The sequence below is a fragment of the Pararhodobacter sp. genome, from assembly GCF_034676075.1.
Lineage (GTDB): Bacteria > Pseudomonadota > Alphaproteobacteria > Rhodobacterales > Rhodobacteraceae > Pararhodobacter.
On the sequence record NZ_JAUCCQ010000025.1, the window covers coordinates 14,462 to 34,201 of the forward strand.

The window sequence follows — 19,740 nt, forward strand, 5'->3', positions numbered from 1 at the left end:
CCCATGCCCTTTTCCCTGACCAGCGCCGAATTGGCGGATATCGCGCTGCTGGCTGTACCTGTCGTGATCGCCGCCCTGTTGGTGTTCTTCTGGCGCCGGTCCCGGGCGCGTGCCCGGCTCAACTGGGTGGTGCTCGACGGCTCCAACGTCATGCATTGGAGGGACAATACGCCCGACCTCGGCCCTGTCCGCGACGTGCTGCGCCAGCTCGACGCCCGGGGTTATGCCGCCTGCGTCATCTTCGACGCGAATGCGGGCTATCTGCTGTTCAACCGCTATGGCCGCGAGAGCGATTTCAGCACCCTGCTGAAGATCCCCCAGAAACGGGTGATGGTGGTGCCGAAGGGCACGCCCGCCGATCCCTATATCCTCACCGCCGCCCGCGATCTGGGCGCGCTGATCGTCACCAACGACCGCTACCGCGACTGGGCGGACAGCTTCCCCGAATTGCGCGGCGAGAGCCCGCTGATCCGAGGCGGCTATCGGGGCCGGTCGCTTTGGCTGGACCTGCCGGAACCGGGGGAAGCCCCCGGCCGCAAAGACAAGACCTCAAGGAGAGCTTCATGAAACTTGTGACCTATCGCGCCTCGGTCGAGGGCGAGGCCCGTCTGGGCGTGATCGCGGGCGAGTTCTGCGTCGATGTGGCAGCACTCGGCGCCGCCTTCGAGGTGGATCTGCCCAACAGCATGCTGGGCCTGATCGACGCCGGACGCCCGGGGCTGGAGACGCTGGCTGAATGCCTTGAGGAATGCGACGGCCGCTTCCCCCTCGGCGCCGCCACCGCTTTGGCCAATGTCCGCCTGCTGGCGCCGATCCCGCGGCCGCGCAAGAACATCTTCGGCATCGGCCTGAACTACACCGAACACGTCGCCGAAAGCGCCGCGACGCTGGACACCAACCCCGACCTGCCGCGCGAGCCGGTGGTCTTCTCGAAGCCCCCGACCGCCGTCATCGGCCCGAACGAGCCGATCCTGCACGACCGCAGCATGACCCAGCAGCTGGATTGGGAGGTCGAGCTGGCTGCCATCATCGGCACCCGCGCCCATCGCGTGAACCGGGTCGACGCGCTGTCGCATGTCTTCGGCTATTCGGTGATGATCGACGTCTCGGCCCGCGACAACCGCCGCGCCGGGCAGTGGATCTTCTCCAAGGGGATGGACAGCTACGCCCCCTTCGGTCCCTGCATCGTCACCGCCGACGAGATCCCCGATCCGCAGGGGCTGGAGCTGTGGCTCACTGTCAACGGCGTGGAAAAGCAGCGCTCGAACACCTCGAAGATGCTGTTCAAGGTCGATGAGCTGATCGCCGACCTCAGCCGCGGGATCACGCTGGAACCGGGCGACATCATTGCCACCGGCACGCCCGAGGGCGTGGGCGCGGGGCGGGTGCCGCAGGAATGGCTCTGGCCGGGCGATGTGGTCGTGGCCTCGGTCGAGGGGATCGGCACGATCCGCCATCCGGTGGTGGACAACACCCCGGCGGAGGCCTGAGCGATGCCGGGCCGGGAACCAGCACGGGGGTTTTCATGCGCTACGACATGACCCCCGAGAACCGCGCGCTGGGCTACAAGCTGCTCACCGCGACGGTGACGCCCCGGCCCATCGCCTGGGTGACCAGCCTCTCGCCCGAGGGGCTGGTCAATGCCGCGCCTTACAGCTTCTTCAACGTGATGGGAAATGACCCGCCGGTGGTGGCGCTGGGGATCATGGCCAAAGCCGACGGCACGCTGAAGGACACCGCGCGCAACATCCTCGCCACCCGGGCCTTCGTGGTCAATCTGGTGAGCCGCGCGCAGGCTGAGGCGATGAACCACACCTGCATCGACGCCCCGCCCGAGGTCAGCGAGATCGACCTCGCCGGGCTGGAAACGCTGCCCAGCGCCCAGATCGCCCCGCCCCGGATCGCGGGTGCGCCGGTGTCCATCGAATGCATCCTGCATCAGGCGGTGGAAACGGGCCCCGCCCAGATGCTGATGATCGGCGAGGTCAAGGCGATCCATATCGACGATGCCTGCCTGCTCGATGCCGGGCGCGGCTATGTCGACACGCCCGCGCTGGACCTGATCGCCCGCATGCACGGGGCGGGCTGGTACGCGCACCGCCCCGCGCTGTTCGAGCTGGAACGCCCGCGCTACGCGCCGAAGGGCTGAGCCCGTCAGCGCAGGATCGTCTCCTGCCCGTCCTCCAGACGGATCACCACGCCCTGCGGCGCCTCCAGCCCGTGCAGCGCGCCACGGTCGAGGCCGCGCAGCAGGCCCCGCATGACGATCAGCACCACCTTGTGGGCGACGACCACGGCGGGGCCCTCCAGCCCGTTCAGGAAGTCCCGGACCCGGGCCTCGACCCCGGCCAGCCCCTCGCCCCCCGGCGCCTTGTCATAGAGCGCGAGGTCGCTGTCACACTCGGCGGCAAGCGCGGGCCAGCCCGCCGCGCGCTCGGCAGGCGTCAGCCCCTCCCATGCGCCGCAGGCGATTTCGGTCAGCCGGGGGTCGAGGGTCTGGGCATGGTCCGGCAGCGCGATCCCGGCCGTCAGCCGCGCCCGGGGCAGCGGGCTCACATATAGCGGCAGGTCGGCGGTCGTCAGCCGCGCCAGGATCGCCCGCTGTTCTTCGGCCTGTTCAAGGCCGCGCGGGGTCAGGGGCGAATCCAGACTGCCCTGAATGCGGCCCGCGTGGTTCCATTCGGTCTCGCCATGGCGCAGCAGCAGAAGCGGCGAGGTCATCTCAGGCCCCCTGCGGGATCAACACCGCATCGCGGGTATTGGCCGCCAGATGCACCTGTGCGCCGGGATCGAGCCAGATCTCGCCCGCCCGGTGGCTCTGATCGACCACGATCTCCGTCCCCGCGGCGCGGACCAGATAGCGGACCTGCGAGCCCAGGAATTCCCGGTGCAGCACCTCGCCCGGCAGGGTCCCGGCGCCCGCCTGTTCCTCGATGCGGATGTTCTGCGGGCGCAGGACGATGGAGGACGGCCCCGCCCGCCCCTCGACCGGCAGGCTCAACACGTCGCCGGTGGCGGTGCGGAACCGCGCCGCGCCTGCGTCCACCTCGACCCGGCCCTCCAGGATATTGGCGGTGCCGAGGAAGCGGGCGACGAACAGGTTGACCGGCCGGTCGTACAGCTCCTGCGGGGTGCCGATCTGCTGGATCACGCCACCATCCAGCACCGCCATCCGGTCCGAGGTCGTATTCGCCTCTTCCTGATCATGCGTCACAAAGATCGTCGTCAGGCCGAGCTTGCGTTGCAGGGCCAGCAATTCCCGCCGCATCTGCACCCTGAGCGAGGCATCGAGGTTCGAGAGCGGCTCGTCCAGCAACAGCACTTTCGGCTCGATCACCACCGTCCGGGCCAGCGCGATCCGCTGCTGCTGACCGCCGGACAGCTGGTTCGGCATCCGGTCCGCCAGATGCGAGAGGCCGACGAGCGCCAGCGCCTCATCGACGCGCGCGCGGATCTCGGCGCGCGGAACTTTGCGTTCCTCAAGCCCGAAGGCCACGTTGTCGCGCACCGACATATGCGGCCAGAGCGCGTAGGATTGGAACACCATCCCCACGTCGCGCTTCCACGGCGGCAGCGTGGCGATGTCGCGCCCGCCGATCAGGATCTCGCCCTTGGGCTGCGGGCCGAACCCGGCGATGGCGCGCAGAAGCGTCGACTTGCCCGAGCCCGAGGGGCCGAGGAAGGCGAAGAACTCGCCCGGCTTGATCGACAGGTTGATGCCGGTCAGCACCCGGGTGTCGCCGAAGGACAGATGCAGGTCGCGGATCTCGATACCCGACATTTCGGTTTTCATGGTTGTTCTCCTGATCTTTCGGTCACTCGCGACCCGCGGTGCGCAGTTTCTTGTCCCGCTCGATGATGATCTGCGACAGCACGGTGCCCAGCGCGACGATGACCACCGCCAGCACGCCCAGCGCCGCCCCTGCCCCGCGCCCCGAGGGCGTCTGCATGAAGAGGTAGATGCCATAGGCCAGCGGGCTGTCGCGGTCGTTCGAGACGAGCATGATCGTCGCCGACAGCTCGACCGCGGCGGTGGCGAAGCTGGTGACGAAGCCCGCGAGGATCCCGCCCGCCATCAGCGGCACGACAATCCGGCGGATGGTGCGGAACTTGCCCGCGCCGAGGCTCTCGGCCGCTTCCTCCAGCGCCAGGCTCACCTGTTGCAGCGCCGCCATGCAGGCCCTGAGCGCATAGGGCAGACGGCGGATCATCAGCGCGATGGCGATGATCACCCACCAGCTGGCCAGGGGCTTGCCGACCAGCGGCACGTCGACGTTCTGGAAGGTCCTGAGATAGCCGATGCCCAGCACCACCCCCGGCACCGCCAGCGCCGCGGTAGCCATGTAATCCAGCCATTTCCGCCCGGCGATCCCGGTCCTGAGCACGATATAGGCGATGGCCGTGCCGATGATCACGTCGAGCGTCGCGGCGATCCCGGCATAGAGCAGCGTGTTCATCACATATTGCTGCGAGCCCTCCCACATGCGGACGTAATTGGCGAGCGTGTAGCCGTCGGGCAGCGGGGCGAAGGACCAGATCGTGCCGAAGGACAGCAGCAACAGCCCGATATGCGGCGAGAGCACGATCAGCAGGATGAAGAGGACGACGCCGTAGGCGAGGATCTTTTCCCGCAGCGCGAGGTCGCGCTTGGCGAGGCCGCCGCCGCCCTTCTGCACCGTCGCGTAATCCTTGCCCCGCATCACCAGGAACGAGGCCCAGAGCGACAGGATCGAGAAGGCCACCAGGATCACCGAGATCACATAGCCCATCGGGTCGTTCAGCCCGACCGAGGTGATCCTGAGGTACGCCTGCGGCGCCAGCATGTTGTTCACGTTCAGAAGCAGCGGCGTGCCGAGGTCGTCGAAGACCTTGATGAAGACCAGCGCCGCGCCCGCGACATAGCCCGGTGTCGCCAGCGGGAAGACGATGCGTCGGAACAGCCGCAGCCCGTGCGCGCCGAGGTTCTGCGCGGCTTCCTCCATCGACCGGTCGATATTCCGCAGGCTGGCCGAGAGGTTGATCAGGATGAAGGGGAAATAATGGATCGACTGCACCAGGATCACCCCGTTCAGCCCCTCCATGAAGGGGATGGTGATGCCGAAATGGTCGCGCAGCAGCAGGTTGATCGTGCCGTTGCGGCCGAAGATCAGCTGCATGGCCACGGCGCCGACGAAGGGCGGCATGATCAGCGGGATGAAGCCCAGCGACTGGATCAGGATCGAGCCCGAGAAGTTGAAGCGCGTGGTGATGTAGGCCAGCGGCAGCGCGATCACCGTCGCCACGATGACGGACAGGGCCGAGACGTAGAACGAGTTGAAGAAGCTCTGCCGGAACAGCGACGAATTGAAGAAATCGCCGAAATTCTCCAGCGTCAGGGCGCCGGTCACCGGGTTCTGGAAGGCGACGGCGATGACCTGCAGCACCGGATAGATCAGGAAACCGACCAGAATGATCGCGATGAACAGGCCCACCAGCGCGATCGGGCTCAGCCGGGGGAAGAGGAAGGCAGGAAGCCGGTCGGCAAGCGACATCGGCCTGCCGGAGGGCTGGGGACCTTGGGTCATGATCGTCTCCGCTGGGGTCTGGGCGGCGGACAGGGCCGGCCGCTGGGGCGCCCTGTCTGACGGGTCGGGAAACGGTCCGGGGGCGGGAGGGCCCGCCCCCTTTCGGCTCACATCGCGGCGGCGCGGTCGGCCAATTCGCGGGCGCGGGCGTAGTTCTGGGTCGCGAAGGCGTCCCATTGCTGCTCAAGCTCGGCCTGGCGCTGTTCCACCTGGTCCGAGGCGGCGCGGCGGGTGGCGGTGAAGGCGCCGCTGAAGGCCGGGTCGAGGCTTTGCTCCTCGGTGATCGGCATGGCGTCGATCAGCGCGCGGGCCTCGGCGATCAGCGCCATGGCCTCGGCGTTGGACCCATCGGCGTGACGCTCCTCGGCCAGTTGAACGGCGCGGACCGCGGCGCGCAGGTCGTCGAGGCGGTAGGTGATCAGCACGTCAAAGAGCGAGCTGACCACGTAGTAGCGCGCGCCCGAGGTATCGACGTCGAACAGCACCTCGGCGCCGAGCGAGGTATCCTCGAACGGGTTCGGCAGCCCTTCGGGTGCGGCCTCATAGGCGGCCGGGTTGACCGGCAGACGCATGATCGCCGGATCGAAGAGGGTCTGCTGACCCGCGGGCGACAGCAGGAATTCCACGAAGGCGCGCGCGCCGTCCGGGTTCGGAGCGTTCTCGATCACGCCGACATTGGCCGGGACCAGCGCGGTGACGGTCGGATAGGCGAACTCGACCGGGAAGCCCGAGGCCTGCGAGGAAAAGCCGAAGAAGTCGATGACGATCCCCAGCCCGAAGTTCCCGGTGTTGACCCCGTCCGGCACCCCGAACGAGCGTTCGGTCACGCTGGCGAAATTGCCCGCAATCCATTTCCATTCGGACCAGCCCGCGTCCCAGCCTTCGCCCTGCAACACCGTCTCGACGGTCAGATGCGTGGTGCCCGAGCGCGAGGGCGAGGACATGCCGACATGGCCGTAATATTCCGGCCGCGCCAGATCAGACCATTCCCGCGCCGGTTCCAGCCCGTTGGCGGCCAGATAGCGGGTGTTCCACATGATCCCGTAGCCCGAGGCGGCGAAGCCGTAGTAATAGCCGTCCGGGTCGTTGATCGGATAGGCGCCGATCATGTCGGGGATGCCCTCGGTCGAGATCCCGGCCTGGGCCAACAGGTGGTTCGACTTCAGCACCTCGAACGCGTCGGGCGCCGAGGCCCAGAAGATGTCGGCGGTGTTGTTGGCCGCGATCTCCTGCACATAGCGCACGCCGGACGAGGTGCTGCGGTTCAGGATCTCCAGGTCGTATTCGGGATGTGCCGCCTCGAACGCGGCCTCGATGACCGAGGTCATGTCATCGGGGAAGGACGTCACGACGACGACGCTCCCCTCGGCCCAGGCCATGGATGCGGTGCTGGTCAGAACGAACGCCGCCGCCGTTCCCTTCAGGATCTTGCGCATGATTTCCCTCCCTATGCGTCTGATGAATGGTCAGCATCGGTAGGCCATGACGAAAATTTGCGCAAACTATTAAAAACGCAGAGAAAAATATGGGCGTTTGGGTCAGGGTCGACACGCCTGGCGGGTCAGTTCTGACCCATCAGGACAGCCCGCAGGCCCGCATTCTGAGGTAGAGCCGCTTGCGCGGGATGCCCAGCGACTCGGCCGCCTCCGCCTTGCGCCCGCCCGCGCGCCTCAGCGCCGCCAGCAAGAGTTCGGTCTCGAAGTGCCGCATGGCACTGTCGTAATCCTGCGCCTCGTCCGGCGGCTGGGGCCGGTCCTTGAGCGAGACGCTGAGCCCGATCACCAGCCGCTCGACCACGCTTTTCAGCTCGCGCAGATTGCCCGGCCAGCCATGCGCCCGGAGCTGGCGCAACTCGGCCGCGGGCACCACCGGGAAGGGGCGGTTGTGCCGCGCCACGGCGTCCCGGACGAAATGCTCGAAGAGGAAATAGAAATCGTCGCCCCGTTCGCGCAAGGGCGGCACGGCGATCTCGGCCAGGTTCAGCCGCAGGACGATCTCGCGCAGCTGGTCGGCGGCCTCGTCCGGCGTGGCCGAGGCGATGATCCGGCAGCGCCCCTCGGGCGGGCGGGTGGTCAGGAGCGTCAGCAGGCGCGACAGCATCGGCTCGCCGATGGCGGCCAGCCGGTCGACGAAGAGCGTGCCATTGGCCGCCAGCGCCATGACCCCGGCCCGGTCGCCGCCGCCGCGCATCGTGTCGTCGAAATTGGCCTCAGTCAGCGCCGGCCCGCTGATCGTCACGAAATCGCCCCGGGTCCCGGCCACGTCGTGGATCACCCGGGCGATGCTTTCGCGTTCGGTCCCGGCCTCGCCGACCAGCAGCACGTCGATGGCGGTATCGGCCACCGCCACCACCTCGCGCCTGAGCGCCTTCACCGGCTCGGACCGGCCGAGGATCCGGGCGCGGATATCGGTGCCCCGCGCGATCCTTGCCCGCAGGCGCCGGTTCTCCAGCACCAGCGCGCGCGCGTCGAGCGCCCGTTTCACCGTCGCCCTGAGCAGTTCGGGCGGGGCCGGTTTCTCCAGGAAATCGAAGGCCCCGCCCCGGGTCGCGGCGACGGCGGCGGGAATGTCGCCATGGCCGGTGATCAGGATCACGGGGACATCGGGCGCCGCCTTGCGCACCTCGGCCAGCAGGTCGAGGCCGCTCATCCCCGGCATCAGCAGGTCCGAGACGACGACGCCCTCGAAATCGGGATCGAGGCCCTTGAGCAGCGCCTTGCCGGTGTCGAAGCCGCGCGCCTCGAACCCGGCCCTGACCAGCATCTCCAGCATCGCTGCCAGGAAATCCGCGTCGTCATCGACCACATAGACCTGTCTAGCCATGGTTATCGTCCTCCGCTGCCCGGGGCAGCCGCAGCGTGGCGACGGCGCCGGGCCCGTCCGTACGCGCGGCGAGGGTCAGATCGCCCCCCATGTCGCGCGCGATGTTGTAGGAAATCGACAGGCCCAGCCCCATGCCCCTGCCCGCCTGCTTGGTCGAGACGAAGGGCATCATCGCCGCCTCGGGCTCCAGATCGCCCAGCCCTATCCCGGTGTCGCAGACGGCAAGGCGCCACGCCTCGGGCTCGGGTTCGGCCGCCACCCGGATGCGACGGCGCTCGGCGGGGGCCTCGGGGCCCAGATCGACCACCGCGTCGACGGCGTTGGTCAGGATGTTCAGCACCACCTGTTCGGTCAGGATCGGATCGCCCATCACCCGCGCATCCTTGAGCGAGGGGTCGAGGTCCAGCGTGATCCCCACCTCGCGCAGCCTTGGTTCCAGCAGACGCGCCGGATTGCCGACCAACTCGTCCAGCGCCAGCGCCGTCGGCTCGAACCGGCCACGTCGGGCGAAGCGGCGCAGGTGCTGGACGATGCGCTGGATCCGTTCGGACAGCGCCGTCACCAGCTCGGCCTGCCGCGTCACTTCGGCCAGATCGCCGGTCTGGGCGGCATCGCTCAGCAGGCTCATGCGGTAGCTGATGGCGCCGAGGGGCTGGTTGATCTCGTGGCTGATCCCCGCCGACAGCGCGCCCAGCGCCGCCATCTTGCCCGCCTGCACCAGCTCGTCCTGGGTGCGGCGCAGGGTCTCGATGGCGGCATCGCGGGCGGCGATGGCGCGCTGGAACTCGCCCACCGCAAAGGATAGCCGCTCCAGATCGTCGCCGCCCCGCGGCCCGGCTTCGGCCTCGGCCGTGGCCATCAGCCGTTCGGTCAGCGACCTGAGCGGCACCACGATCCGGGTGCGGATCAGCCGGTCGATGCCCAGCGCGCCCAGCCCCACCACCAGCGCCGTACCCCCCACCAGCCAGAAGGTCATGGTCCGGATCTGCTCGGCCGAGGCCTCGATCCGGGCCAGCACCGCCTCGCGCTCGGTGTTGGACAGATCGCCCAGCCGGGTCTGGATTGCGTCGATCTCGGCCAGCGTGGCAGTGATCGCCTGATAGGCGCGGTCGCGCGCCTCGATCCAGCGACGACGGTGGTCGATGACCGAGCCCTCCCCGGCAAAGAGCGCGAAAAGCCGGTCGATGGACTGGCGCAAGGTCACCAGTTCCGGCGCCTCGGGCAGGGCCGAGAGGCGCTCGTTCAGCCGGGCGCGGAAGTCGTGCAGCAGGGTTTCCAGCTGGGTGACCCGTTCGGCATCCTCTGCCACCGCCCCCTGCACCACCAGCGTCATCGCCACCGCCGCATCCGAGCCGATCTCGGCGAAGATGTCGCGTTCCTCACGCTCGGCGCCGATGCTGGCGGCCAGCGCGGCGCGGGCGGCGGGATCCTCGGCCTGCCAGAGTTCCAGCATCCGCGCGGCAATGTTGTAATCGAAATCGCGCAGGACCGGCTCCACCTCGTCCTGGATGTCGACATTGAGCCAGCGCAGGGCCTCGACCTGCGCGTCGAGCCTTGCGCCGAGGTCGCGCTGCGCCTCGGCCGCGAGCAACACCTCGGCGAGCGTCGCGCCAAGACCGCCCTGGCCGATGGGATTGACCGCCTCGGCCCCCGATCCGGCGGCGGCAAGACTGGCGCGGATCGCATCGCCGATGCTGCGCGTCTCGGCGACGAAGGCGTCCTCGCCGGTCTGGCCGGACAGGACCGAGGTGGCGAGCCCCGCCAGATCCGCCGAATGGCGCGAGAGTTCGCCGACCAGCAGCAGCCGCGGCACCTCGGTATCGGCCAGCACGCGGTAATTCTGCTGCGCGCCCCAGAGGAGATAGATCGCCGCCGCCAGATTGGCCCAGAGGATGAAGACGATCAGCCCGACCAGCAGCAAAAGCCGCCGCCAGACGCGGCCGCCCGGGCGGGGCGTACGGCTCATGGCGCCCGCCCTTCCAGCGCGGTCAGCGCCCCGTCGATGGCGGCCAGCTGGCCGGCGATGCGTTCGTCCCAGTTACGGATCAGGGCGCGTTGGGCGGCGGGCAGGTCGGTCAGTTCCATCACCCGGCTGACGGCGGGCCCACGGTCGAGGTTCAGCACCTCGCTTTCACTGACCGGCAGGCGCGAGAGCTGGCGGGCCAGCAGGTCCAGCGCATGCCCGTCGCCCCGCCCGCGCAGGGCCTCCAGCCGCGACCAGAGCAGGCGGCGGGTTTCCAGCCGGTCGGTGATCGCCAGATCGAAGAGCACATTCACCGCCCAGAACCGGTCCGAGGCAAGGCCCGCGTTGTAATCGAGCCAGCGCGAGCGCAGCGCGGTGGTGATCTCGGACGGGATCAGCGCGCCCGCCTCCTCGCGCACCGGGGCCGAGGCGGGGATGCGGCCGATGCCGGGCGTCAGCATCAGCCGCTGCCCCTCGTCCCCCGTCACCAGCGTGAGAAAGGCGCAGCCCATGCCCGGGTCCCCGGCCCCGGCCAGAACGCCGATCTGCGCCGGGAACAGGACCGCGGGCGTGCCGTAGTGGAACATCAGTTCGGGTTGCGAGGAACCGGCGAGGAAGTCGATGGTCAGCCCGATGTCGAAGCGTCCGCTGCGCACCCCGTCGGTGACGGCAAAACTGCGCGAGGTGACGGTGGCGAGGTTGCGCGCCAGCCGCAGCAGGAAACCCCAGCCGTCGTTCCAGCCCCGCACCTGCAGGAACCGCTCGACCAGCATATGCGAGGTGCCCGAGCGCGAGGGCGGCGCCATGCCGATCTGCCCCTCGTAGCGGCGGTCAAGCAGCTCTTCCCAGCTGCGCGGCACCCGCTGCCCGCCGTCCCGACGCAGCGTCCAGCCGATCGAGGAAATGGCGAAGGGCGCATAGCCCGCCTGCCCTGCCGCCGCGCAGCTGCCGTCCCCCGCGAAACGGCCGTCACGGGAGAGGATCTCGAACGCCTCGGGCGAGGAGGCGAAGAAGACGTCGAAGGCCCGGGCATTGCCGCGCAGAAGCTCCTCGACCGCGGCGACGGTGTTCTTGTTGAGGACCAGAACCTCGGTCCCGGGGTGATGGGCGCGGAAGGCCTCGACCAGCGGGGCGGTGGTGGCGGGGGGCAGCGAGGTGAGGATGCGCAGCACCTCGGCCCCGGCGGGCGGGGCGGCGAGGGCCAGAAGCGCGGCGCCCAGTCCCGCAAGGCGCAGCCGGAACCGGGGCCACGCCCGGCGCGGCGGCATTCTGTTGTTGCGGGCCATCCTCCCTGCCCTCCTGCCTGCGGCGCCCCAAGGGGTACGCTCCCGTCCGGGGCGTGGCAGGGGCCTCCACTGCCCCTGTCGCCCCGGCACGGGATCTTGTCCTTTCCCGACCCGGCGTGGATAGCGCAAAGGCCTGCGGGACGGTCAAGGAAACCGGCGCAGCGGGGAAACGTGTCACTTTTGACACGCGCCCCGCCACCCCGGGTCAGAGGTCCAGCATCCGCGGCAGGCCGCTCAGAACCTCCGCCCCGTCCTTGCGCAGCACCACGATGTCTTCCAGCCGGACGCCGAACTGGCCGGTCAGATAGATCCCGGGCTCGATGGAGAAGACATTGCCTTCCTCCAGCACGCTGTCCGACGTGGCGGTGATATAGGGCGTCTCGTGCACATCCATGCCCAGCCCGTGGCCGGTGCGGTGGACGAAACGCGGCCCGTAGCCCGCAGCCTCGATCACGCCGCGCGCCGCGGCGTCGACCTCACGGGCGATGGCGCCCGGCTTGGCGGCGTCGAGCGCCGCCTGCACGGCGGCCTCGACCGTCTCGCGGACCTTCTTGTACTCGGCCGGCTCCTCGCCGAACCAGAAGCTGCGCGTCATGTCCGAGGGATAGCCGCCGATCCGGCAGCCGGTGTCGATCAGCACCGCCATGTTGTCTTCCAGCACCGTCTCGCCGGTGTGGTGGTGCGGGAAGGCGCCGTTGGCACCGAAGCCGATGATGGTGAATTCGGCCGCCGCGCCATGCGCCTTGTAATAATCGCGGATGATCGCCTGCAGCTCCAGCTCGGTCATGCCCGCGCGAAGCTGGGTCATCGCATGGCGCACCGCGTCGTCGTTGAGCCGGGCGCAGGCGATCAGCGCCTCGGTCTCGGCCGCGTCCTTGCGGGCGCGCAACCGGCCGATGGTGTCGGCGGTGTAGCGGCGTTTCGGCGCCTCCAGCGCATCCAGCACCATCAGCGCGAAATCGGCGCGCATCGTCTCGTCCAGGACGATGGACAGGCCCGGACGCTTGGCATCGCACTTGTCCAGAAGCGCGGCCAACGCGGCGGCGGGTCCTTCGGCATCGGCCCATTCATGGAACGGCAGATCGGTATGCTGGCGGGCCATGTCGGCATTCAGAGCGGGCATCAGGAAGCCCGCGTAATCCTTGGCGACAATGACCAGCACCGGGCGTTCGTCGCCATGCGGATCGACGCCGGTCAGATAGACCATGCTGGTCGAGGGGCCGAGGACCACGAGGTCGGTGGCGGTTTCAGCCATGACCGCGCGCAGGGCGGCAAGGCGGGTTTCGTGGATCCCCATCGGGACCTCCGTATCTTGGCGTGAAAAGGGCCGCCCGCAACTGGCGGACGGCCCGGGTTCAGCTCAGGCCGTGGCCTCGATCACTCGGTCTTCTCGACCAGACGGTAATAAACGAAATCCGAGGTCGCGCCGTTCACATAGCCCGAGACACGGTTCGACATCGCCACCTGATAGGACGCCTGGAACATGATCACGATGGGGCTTGCGGCCTGCACCTGACGCTGCAGGTCCAGATACATCTCCTCGCGCCGCGCCGGGTCGGCTTCGGTGAGCGCGGCCATCGTTTCCTGATTCATCGCCTCGGGCACGGCCCAGGAATTGCGCCAGGTCGTGGTCGCCGCATAGGCGTCCTGGTTGTTGTTCGCGTTATAGGCGAAGGCCTTGGCGTTCGAATGCGGGTCCATGAAGTCCGGGCCCCAATAGAGGAGCATCGCCTGATGGCTGCGCTCGCGGTAGCGGGTGATCACCTGGCTGCCGGTGCCGGGCAGGATCTCGAAGTTGATGCCCGCGGGCGCGAAGGAGGCCTGCAGCGATTGCGCCATGTCGGTGAAGGGGGCTGCGTTGATCACGTCCAGCGTCACGGTGATCGGCAGTTCGACCCCGGCATCGGCCAGGATCTGCTCGGCCCGGGCCGGGTCATAGGTGAAGGGCGTGTCGTTCAGCGCGCCCGGGAAGCCGTTCGGCCAGAAGGCCTGATGGACTTCCATCTGACCGGCGAGGAAGCTGTCCACCATGCCCTGATAGTTCACGAGGTAACGCGCGGCTTCCCAGACGGCGGGGTTGGTCAGCTGAGCGTCGGCCTGGTTGAAGGACAGGAAATGGACCGCGGCCTGCGGGAAGGTCTCGACGCTGAGCGCGTCGGTATCGAGCCCGGCGATCTGGTCCGGGGTCAGGTTGCGCGCCAGATCGACGTCGCCCTGCTCCAACAGCAGCTGCTGGGTGGCCGATTCCGCGACATGGCGGATGATGACGCCGTCAATCGCCGGGGCGCCGTTGAAGTAGTTCTCGTTGGCCTCCAGCCGGATCATCTCGGCCGGGCGGAACATGCGCAGCGAGAAGGGACCCGAGCCCGCCGAATTGGCGTTCAGCCAGGCGTTGCCCATATCGCCGTCGACCTCATTGGCCATGACGGTTTCCGCGTCCACGATCGAGGCCGGGCGCGCGGCCAGCACGTTCATCACGAAGGCGGGCGAGAAGTCGCCGGCGTAGCGGATGGTGACGGTGTTTCCCTCGCCGGCGGTGACCATCTGGTCCACGTTCTCGGGCGTCCAGCCGAGCTGGGTCAGGATGAAGGCGGGCGTGAGGTTCAGCTTGACCACGCGGGCGAGCGAGAAGACCACATCCTCGGGCCGCACCGGGTTGCCGGAATGGAAGGTGGCGCCATCCCGCAGGGTGAAGGTGATGGTCTTGCCCTCGGCGTCGATCTCCCAGCTTTCGGCCAGACCCGGCGCCAGCACACTGGTGTCGGCGGCGTCGTATTGCACGAGGCGGTCATAGACATTGGTGACCAGCTCGCCCGAGGTGAATTCATAGGCCTGCGCCGGGTCGATGGCGACGATGTCGTCGATGTTCTGGGCCACGACCAGCACGTCGGCGGGCGTGTCGGCAAGCGCGGGCAGCGCGCTCATCGGCATCGCCAGCACGGCGGCCAGGATGGCAGGGCGAAGGATGGACATGGCAGTCTTTCTCCGTGTTGGTTTCAGGGTTAGAGATTGGCCGGCAGCATCTCGGGGATGATGTCCGGCAGGTGGGTCTTGGGCCGGCCGCCAAGGACCGAAAGCGTCCCGGTCCACAACAGCCGCGCGGGCCGGTCAGTGCGGTTGGCCCAGGCATGGGGGGTCGAGCCGCTGTAATGCAGGCTGTCACCCTCGCGCAGCAGGAAGGTCTCGTCGCCCAGCGTCTGGGCCACCTCACCCTCCAGGACAAAGAGGATCTCCTCGCCCTCATGCGCCACGGTTTCCGAGACGAAACCGGGCGGCACATGCAGCAGATAGGACGACAGTTCCGAGCCCGGGAAAGGCGTGGCCAGCGCCTCGTAGACCATGCTGGAGCCATCGACCGAAAACTGCCCCCGCTGCCCGGCCCGGGTCAGCGCATCAGAGGGGCGCGAGCCGCCGACGAAATGTTCGAGCCCCAGATCGAGCCCGGCGGCGATCTGCGCCATGGTGCCCAGGGACGGCGAGGCAAGGCCCCTTTCCACCTGGCTCAGGAACCCCGGCGAAAGCCCGGCGCGGTCGCACAGCTGCTGCAGGGTCAGCCCCAATTGCTTGCGCCGCCGCCGGATGCGGGTGCCGAGATTGGGGTCGGTCTGGGGCTTCGGTCTGGCCATCTCTGCGGGGGCGCCGCGCTCCGGTTTGTCAAAATTTTTTTGATCTAACCAAACTTTTTTGTTACAGCCAAGAAAATTGTTGTCAGGTTCGGCAACAGAACGCCGCTTTTCCCTGCCGCCCGGGCGCCTGTCCGGCGGGCGCTTCCCCTGCAGGAGTCCCATGAGCACAGATGTAGAATCCGCCGCCCTTTCCGGCCCTTCGGCGCCGAGACGGCGCGGACCGCGCCGCTTTGCCGGGCTGCGCCGGCTGGTGGAATTCCTGGTGATTCTCGCCTTCACCTTCCTGGGCCTGCTGGCGATCACCTTCTTCATCGGCCGGGTGATTCCCATCGACCCGGTGCTCTCGGTCGTGGGCGACCGCGCCACCGCCGCGCAATACGAGGCGGCGCGAGTCGCCATGGGCCTCGACCAGCCGCTGCCGGTGCAATTCGTGCATTATGTGGCGGATGTCTTCTCGGGCGATCTGGGGCGCTCGGTCTCGACCAACCGGCCGGTGGCCGACGACCTCGCCCGCGTCTTCCCGGCAACGCTGGAGATGGCGACGATCGGCATCGTCATCGGCGTCCTGCTGGGCGTGCCGCTGGGCGTGCTGTCGGCCGTGAAACGGGGCCGGCTCATCGACCAGCTGATCCGCATCTTCGCGCTGCTGGGCTATTCGGTCCCCGCCTTCTGGCTGGGCCTTGTCGGGCTCGCGCTCTTCTACGCCGGGCTGGGCTGGGTCGGCGGGCCGGGGCGGGTCGACATCTTCTATGACGGGCTGGTCGATCCGGTGACGGGCCTTCTGCTGGTCGACAGCCTGATCGCGGGCGATCTGGACGTGTTCTTCTCGGCGCTCGATCACATCATCCTGCCCGCCACGATCCTCGGCTTCTTCTCGCTCGCCTATATCGCCCGGATGACGCGCTCCTTCATGCTGGATCAGCTGGGGCAGGAATACGTGACGACCGCCCGGGTGAAGGGCGTGCCGGAATGGAAGGTGATCTGGGTCCATGCCTTCGGCACGATTCGCGTGCCGCTGATCACCGTGATCGGGCTTTCCTACGCCGCCCTGCTGGAAGGCTCGGTGATGATCGAGACGGTGTTCAGCTGGCCGGGCATCGGCAATTACCTGACCACCGCATTGTTCAACGCCGACATGAACGCGGTTCTGGGCGCGACGCTGGTCATCGGGACGGTCTTCATCCTGATCAACAAGCTGTCCGACATCCTTTACCGCATCCTCGATCCCCGGAGCCGTACATGAGCCCGAAAACGATGGGTCTGTCTGCCTGGCTGACCGACGACGCCCCCGCCTCGCGCGCGCAGGCCAATCTGGGCCGCGCCTATGACATCTTCCGCCGCCTGTGCCGCAACCCGCTGGCGGCGCTGGGGATGGCGATCCTGCTGGTGCTGGTGCTCTGCGCCGCCTTCGCGCCCTGGATCGCGCCCTATTCGCCGATCGGGCAGGACCTGCCGAACCGGCTGCTGCCGCCGTCCGCCGCGCATTGGATGGGCACCGACGAGTTGGGCCGCGACATCTTTTCCCGCGTGGTGCATGGGGCGCGGCTGACGCTGCTGATCGTCGGGCTGGTCGCGGTGATCTCGGCCCCTGTCGGGCTGATCCTCGGCGCGGTGTCAGGGTATTTCGGCGGCTGGGCGGACCGGATCCTGATGGGGATCACCGATATCTTCCTGTCGCTGCCGAAGCTCATTCTGGCGCTGGCCTTCGTCGCCGCACTGGGTCCGGGGATCGAGAATGCGATCATCGCCATCGCCATCACTGCCTGGCCGCCCTATGCCCGCCTCGCCCGGGCCGAGACGCTGACCTTCCGCAATGCCGAATTCGTGCAGGCGGCGCGGCTGGCGGGCGGCAGCCACGCGCGGGTCATCGGGCTGCATATCCTGCCGCTCTGTACCTCCTCCACCATCATCCGGGTGACGCTCGACATGGCCGGGATCATCCTGACCGCCGCGGGCCTCGGCTTCCTCGGTCTCGGCGCGCAGCCGCCCCTGCCGGAATGGGGCGCGATGATCTCGCGCGGGCGGGCCTTCATTCTGGACCAATGGTGGGTCGCGACCATGCCGGGCTTCGCCATCATCGTCGTCTCGCTGGGCTTTTGCTTCCTCGGCGACGGGCTGCGCGACGTGCTGGATCCGAAGAGCGGGGACAAGGCATGAGCCTGCTGGATATCCAAAACCTCACCGTCACCTTCCCCACCCCCCGGGGCCCGGTCAACGTGGTCGATGGCGTCTCGCTGACCCTGGGAACCGAGCGGCTGGGCATCGTCGGCGAATCGGGCTCGGGCAAGTCGATGACCGGCCGCGCGATCCTGGGGCTGGTGCGCCCGCCGGGCGTGGTGAAAGCCGACCGCATGGAGTTCGAGGGGCAGGAATTGCAGGGCCTCTCCGACCGGGCGATGCGCAAGATCCGCGGCGCGCGGATCTCGATGGTCATGCAGGACCCGAAATTCAGCCTGAACCCGGTGATGACCGTGGGCCGCCAGATCGAGGAGGCGCTCCGCACCCACGAAAGCCTGCCCCGCCGGGCGCTGAAAGCCCGCGTGGCCGAGATGCTGGAGGCCGTCCGCATCCATGACCCCGAGCGGGTGATGGGCCTTTACCCGCACGAGGTTTCGGGCGGGATGGGCCAGCGCATCATGATCGCCATGATGCTGATCCCCCGCCCCCGCATCCTGATCGCCGACGAGCCGACCTCGGCGCTGGATGTCAGCGTGCAGGGGCAGGTGCTGGACCTGATCGACGAGCTGGTGCGCGAGAACGGCATGGGCATGATGCTGGTCAGCCACGACCTGCATCTGGTCGGCCGCTATTGCGACCGGGTGATGGTGATGAACGCGGGCCAAGTGGTCGAGACGCTGGACGCCAAGAATCTGCACGCGGCGCAGCATCCCTACACGAAGGGCCTGCTGGCCGCCGTCCCCCGGATGAACGAAACGCGCGCCGAGCTGCCGACGCTCGACCGCTCGCAATGGGCTTCGACATGAGCGCCATCCATCTGAAAGACCTGAACATCTTCTACGGTGACACGCAGGTCGTGCATGACGTCACCCTCGACGTGGCACCGGGCGAAAGCTTCGCGCTGGTCGGCGAATCCGGCTCGGGCAAGTCGACGATCCTGAAGGCGATCATGGGCCTCGCGCCCGACTGGACCGGCACCATCGAGGTTGACGGCAAGCCCCGCAGCCACGGGCCGGACCGGGCCTTTTCGCGCCAGTGCCAGATGGTGTTCCAGGACCCCTACGGTTCCTTGCACCCGCGCAAGACCATCGACGCCACGCTGGCCGAGCCGCTGCTGATCCACGGGCTGAAGAACCGCGACGCGCGGGTGGTGGAACTGCTGGGCGAGGTGGGCCTCGACGCGCGCTTCCGCTTCCGCTTTCCGCACCAGCTGTCCGGCGGGCAGCGCCAGCGCGTCGCCATCGCCCGCGCCCTGGCGCTGGAACCGCGGTTCCTGCTGCTGGACGAGCCGACCTCGGCGCTGGATGTCTCGATCCAGGCCGAGATCCTGAACCTCTTGAAACGGCTCAGGAAAGAACGCGGGCTGACCTATCTCATGGTCACGCACAACCTGCCCGTCGTCGCCTTCATGTGCGACCGGCTGGCGGTGATGCGGCACGGCCGGATCGAGGAAATCGCCAGTGCCGAGGCGCTGAAGACCGGCGCCCTGGCCACCCCCTATGCGCGCGAGCTTTACCGGCTCAGCAATCCCGAAGAAACGGCCGAGGAACAGCCATGACCACCCCGCTTGCCACCTTCACCGCAGCCCTCGAAAACGCCCGCACCCGGGCCGAGGCCTTCGACGCGCTCGGCGCCTATGTCGCGGCCGAGATCGGCGTGAAGCTCTTCACCGTCTCGACCATGAAACTGGACGAAAAGATCGCCCGCCGTGCCTGGACCAACATGCCGGAGGCCTATCCCGTCTCGGGCGACAAGGCGGTCGAGCGGGATGCCTTCTACGAGGAAGTCATCGACCAGGGCCGCTGCTTCATCCGCAACACGATCGAGGAGATCGCGCTGGTCTTTGGCGATCATGCGCTGATCAAGTCGCTGGGCTGCGGCTCGGTCCTGAATATCCCGGTGCGGATCAAGGGCCAGTTCACCGGCACGCTCAACCTGTTGGACGCGGACCATTATTTCGACCCGGCGACGGTCGAGCGCTGCGTCGCGCTCCTGCATGTGCCGGGCATCGCCTGCTTCCTCTTGCCGGAATGACACGCGAAGGGGCGGGCCCCTCCCGCCCCCCGCACGCGCTGGTTGAAGCGCTCGGTTGACGCCCCCCTGACCCTTGGTCTATGACAGCCGGACTGTCAGGGGAGTCCCGCCCAAGGGACTGAGAGGCTGATGGCAGGGGCAACCCTGCGGTGACGCGACCCTTTGAACCTGACCCAGTTGATACTGGCGTAGGAAGCACAAGCGGTCGCGCTGCCGGTCCCGAAAGGGTCGGTCCGCCCACGGGAAAGGTCCAGACCGGATCCCGA

The 19,740-nt window shown here is 68.1% G+C and carries 18 protein-coding genes and 1 riboswitch; of the genes, 8 read left to right on the forward strand and 10 right to left on the reverse strand.

Going from position 1 to position 19,740, the window contains the following annotated elements:
* Positions 1-3 precede the first annotated feature (3 nt).
* The 3 genes from VDQ18_RS09825 to VDQ18_RS09835 are packed head-to-tail and all read left to right on the forward strand — an operon-like array spanning position 4 to position 2,149.
* A complete protein-coding gene (locus tag VDQ18_RS09825) occupies positions 4-567 on the forward strand; it encodes an NYN domain-containing protein (protein ID WP_323020762.1) in 564 nt (187 codons plus the stop codon).
* Positions 564-1,490: a fumarylacetoacetate hydrolase family protein gene (locus VDQ18_RS09830; protein WP_323020763.1), complete on the forward strand. Its 927-nt coding sequence runs from the start codon at positions 564-566 to the stop codon at positions 1,488-1,490. The genes VDQ18_RS09825 and VDQ18_RS09830 overlap by 4 nt, the downstream gene beginning before the upstream one ends.
* A 35-nt stretch (positions 1,491-1,525) precedes the next feature.
* Positions 1,526-2,149 carry a flavin reductase family protein gene (locus VDQ18_RS09835; RefSeq protein ID WP_323020764.1) on the forward strand — a complete coding sequence of 208 codons (624 nt, stop codon included), beginning with the start codon at positions 1,526-1,528 and terminating at the stop codon, positions 2,147-2,149.
* A gap of 5 nt (positions 2,150-2,154) precedes the next feature.
* Here VDQ18_RS09835 and VDQ18_RS09840 read toward each other — a convergent pair whose 3' ends face one another.
* From VDQ18_RS09840 to VDQ18_RS09885, 10 genes are all read right to left on the reverse strand, one after another.
* Positions 2,155-2,721, reverse strand: coding sequence for a histidine phosphatase family protein (locus VDQ18_RS09840; protein WP_323020765.1), 567 nt, complete (start codon positions 2,719-2,721; stop codon positions 2,155-2,157).
* A gap of 1 nt (position 2,722) precedes the next feature.
* Positions 2,723-3,793 carry an ABC transporter ATP-binding protein gene (locus VDQ18_RS09845; RefSeq protein WP_323020766.1) on the reverse strand — a complete coding sequence of 357 codons (1,071 nt, stop codon included), beginning with the start codon at positions 3,791-3,793 and terminating at the stop codon, positions 2,723-2,725.
* 22 nt (positions 3,794-3,815) lie between these two features.
* Positions 3,816-5,564 carry an iron ABC transporter permease gene (locus VDQ18_RS09850; RefSeq protein ID WP_323020767.1) on the reverse strand — a complete coding sequence of 583 codons (1,749 nt, stop codon included), beginning with the start codon at positions 5,562-5,564 and terminating at the stop codon, positions 3,816-3,818.
* Between the two features lie 107 nt (positions 5,565-5,671).
* On the reverse strand, positions 5,672-7,000 hold the full coding sequence (locus tag VDQ18_RS09855; protein WP_323020768.1) for an ABC transporter substrate-binding protein: 1,329 nt from the start codon (positions 6,998-7,000) through the stop codon (positions 5,672-5,674).
* 139 nt (positions 7,001-7,139) lie between these two features.
* On the reverse strand, positions 7,140-8,387 hold the full coding sequence (locus VDQ18_RS09860) for a sigma-54 dependent transcriptional regulator (RefSeq protein WP_323020769.1): 1,248 nt from the start codon (positions 8,385-8,387) through the stop codon (positions 7,140-7,142).
* Positions 8,380-10,353, reverse strand: coding sequence for a sensor histidine kinase (locus VDQ18_RS09865; RefSeq protein ID WP_323020770.1), 1,974 nt, complete (start codon positions 10,351-10,353; stop codon positions 8,380-8,382). The genes VDQ18_RS09860 and VDQ18_RS09865 overlap by 8 nt, the downstream gene beginning before the upstream one ends.
* Positions 10,350-11,636, reverse strand: coding sequence for an ABC transporter substrate-binding protein (locus VDQ18_RS09870; RefSeq protein ID WP_323020771.1), 1,287 nt, complete (start codon positions 11,634-11,636; stop codon positions 10,350-10,352). Before VDQ18_RS09870 ends, VDQ18_RS09865 begins: the two co-directional genes overlap by 4 nt.
* 205 nt (positions 11,637-11,841) lie before the next feature.
* Positions 11,842-12,933, reverse strand: a complete 1,092-nt coding sequence (locus VDQ18_RS09875; protein WP_323020772.1) for a M24 family metallopeptidase — start codon at positions 12,931-12,933, stop codon at positions 11,842-11,844.
* Between the two features lie 80 nt (positions 12,934-13,013).
* Positions 13,014-14,609, reverse strand: a complete 1,596-nt coding sequence (locus VDQ18_RS09880; RefSeq protein ID WP_323020773.1) for an ABC transporter substrate-binding protein — start codon at positions 14,607-14,609, stop codon at positions 13,014-13,016.
* Between the two features lie 29 nt (positions 14,610-14,638).
* The gene (locus tag VDQ18_RS09885; RefSeq protein WP_323020774.1) at positions 14,639-15,262 is read right to left on the reverse strand and encodes an XRE family transcriptional regulator; all 624 of its coding nucleotides are present in this window, start codon (positions 15,260-15,262) and stop codon (positions 14,639-14,641) included.
* A 160-nt stretch (positions 15,263-15,422) separates the two neighbouring features.
* Between VDQ18_RS09885 and VDQ18_RS09890 the strand changes: the two genes are divergently transcribed.
* From VDQ18_RS09890 to VDQ18_RS09910, 5 genes are read left to right on the forward strand one after another with little or no spacing between them, the layout of a single operon-like run.
* Positions 15,423-16,505 carry an ABC transporter permease gene (locus tag VDQ18_RS09890; protein WP_323020775.1) on the forward strand — a complete coding sequence of 361 codons (1,083 nt, stop codon included), beginning with the start codon at positions 15,423-15,425 and terminating at the stop codon, positions 16,503-16,505.
* A gap of 11 nt (positions 16,506-16,516) precedes the next feature.
* Positions 16,517-17,419, forward strand: coding sequence for an ABC transporter permease (locus tag VDQ18_RS09895; protein WP_323020791.1), 903 nt, complete (start codon positions 16,517-16,519; stop codon positions 17,417-17,419).
* Complete coding sequence (locus VDQ18_RS09900) at positions 17,416-18,246, forward strand: ABC transporter ATP-binding protein (RefSeq protein ID WP_323020776.1); 831 nt, start codon at positions 17,416-17,418, stop codon at positions 18,244-18,246. The genes VDQ18_RS09895 and VDQ18_RS09900 overlap by 4 nt, the downstream gene beginning before the upstream one ends.
* Positions 18,243-18,998 carry an ABC transporter ATP-binding protein gene (locus tag VDQ18_RS09905; RefSeq protein WP_323020777.1) on the forward strand — a complete coding sequence of 252 codons (756 nt, stop codon included), beginning with the start codon at positions 18,243-18,245 and terminating at the stop codon, positions 18,996-18,998. Before VDQ18_RS09900 ends, VDQ18_RS09905 begins: the two co-directional genes overlap by 4 nt.
* The gene (locus tag VDQ18_RS09910) at positions 18,995-19,474 is read left to right on the forward strand and encodes a GAF domain-containing protein (RefSeq protein WP_323020778.1); all 480 of its coding nucleotides are present in this window, start codon (positions 18,995-18,997) and stop codon (positions 19,472-19,474) included. Before VDQ18_RS09905 ends, VDQ18_RS09910 begins: the two co-directional genes overlap by 4 nt.
* 87 nt (positions 19,475-19,561) lie before the next feature.
* Positions 19,562-19,687, forward strand: a riboswitch (TPP riboswitch).
* Positions 19,688-19,740: the final 53 nt, after the last annotated feature.

Excerpts from the sequence above, each read along its gene's own strand:
- VDQ18_RS09825 (WP_323020762.1), top strand. The coding sequence starts at position 4 with ATGCCCTTTTCCCTGACCAGCGCCGAATTGGCGGATATCGCGCTGCTG.
- VDQ18_RS09830 (WP_323020763.1), top strand. The coding sequence starts at position 564 with ATGAAACTTGTGACCTATCGCGCCTCGGTCGAGGGCGAGGCCCGTCTG.
- VDQ18_RS09835 (WP_323020764.1), top strand. The coding sequence starts at position 1,526 with ATGCGCTACGACATGACCCCCGAGAACCGCGCGCTGGGCTACAAGCTG.
- VDQ18_RS09840 (WP_323020765.1), bottom strand. The coding sequence starts at position 2,721 with ATGACCTCGCCGCTTCTGCTGCTGCGCCATGGCGAGACCGAATGGAAC.
- VDQ18_RS09845 (WP_323020766.1), bottom strand. The coding sequence starts at position 3,793 with ATGAAAACCGAAATGTCGGGTATCGAGATCCGCGACCTGCATCTGTCC.
- VDQ18_RS09850 (WP_323020767.1), bottom strand. The coding sequence starts at position 5,564 with ATGACCCAAGGTCCCCAGCCCTCCGGCAGGCCGATGTCGCTTGCCGAC.
- VDQ18_RS09855 (WP_323020768.1), bottom strand. The coding sequence starts at position 7,000 with ATGCGCAAGATCCTGAAGGGAACGGCGGCGGCGTTCGTTCTGACCAGC.
- VDQ18_RS09860 (WP_323020769.1), bottom strand. The coding sequence starts at position 8,387 with ATGGCTAGACAGGTCTATGTGGTCGATGACGACGCGGATTTCCTGGCA.
- VDQ18_RS09865 (WP_323020770.1), bottom strand. The coding sequence starts at position 10,353 with ATGAGCCGTACGCCCCGCCCGGGCGGCCGCGTCTGGCGGCGGCTTTTG.
- VDQ18_RS09870 (WP_323020771.1), bottom strand. The coding sequence starts at position 11,636 with ATGGCCCGCAACAACAGAATGCCGCCGCGCCGGGCGTGGCCCCGGTTC.
- VDQ18_RS09875 (WP_323020772.1), bottom strand. The coding sequence starts at position 12,933 with ATGGGGATCCACGAAACCCGCCTTGCCGCCCTGCGCGCGGTCATGGCT.
- VDQ18_RS09880 (WP_323020773.1), bottom strand. The coding sequence starts at position 14,609 with ATGTCCATCCTTCGCCCTGCCATCCTGGCCGCCGTGCTGGCGATGCCG.
- VDQ18_RS09885 (WP_323020774.1), bottom strand. The coding sequence starts at position 15,262 with ATGGCCAGACCGAAGCCCCAGACCGACCCCAATCTCGGCACCCGCATC.
- VDQ18_RS09890 (WP_323020775.1), top strand. The coding sequence starts at position 15,423 with ATGAGCACAGATGTAGAATCCGCCGCCCTTTCCGGCCCTTCGGCGCCG.
- VDQ18_RS09895 (WP_323020791.1), top strand. The coding sequence starts at position 16,517 with ATGGGTCTGTCTGCCTGGCTGACCGACGACGCCCCCGCCTCGCGCGCG.
- VDQ18_RS09900 (WP_323020776.1), top strand. The coding sequence starts at position 17,416 with ATGAGCCTGCTGGATATCCAAAACCTCACCGTCACCTTCCCCACCCCC.
- VDQ18_RS09905 (WP_323020777.1), top strand. The coding sequence starts at position 18,243 with ATGAGCGCCATCCATCTGAAAGACCTGAACATCTTCTACGGTGACACG.
- VDQ18_RS09910 (WP_323020778.1), top strand. The coding sequence starts at position 18,995 with ATGACCACCCCGCTTGCCACCTTCACCGCAGCCCTCGAAAACGCCCGC.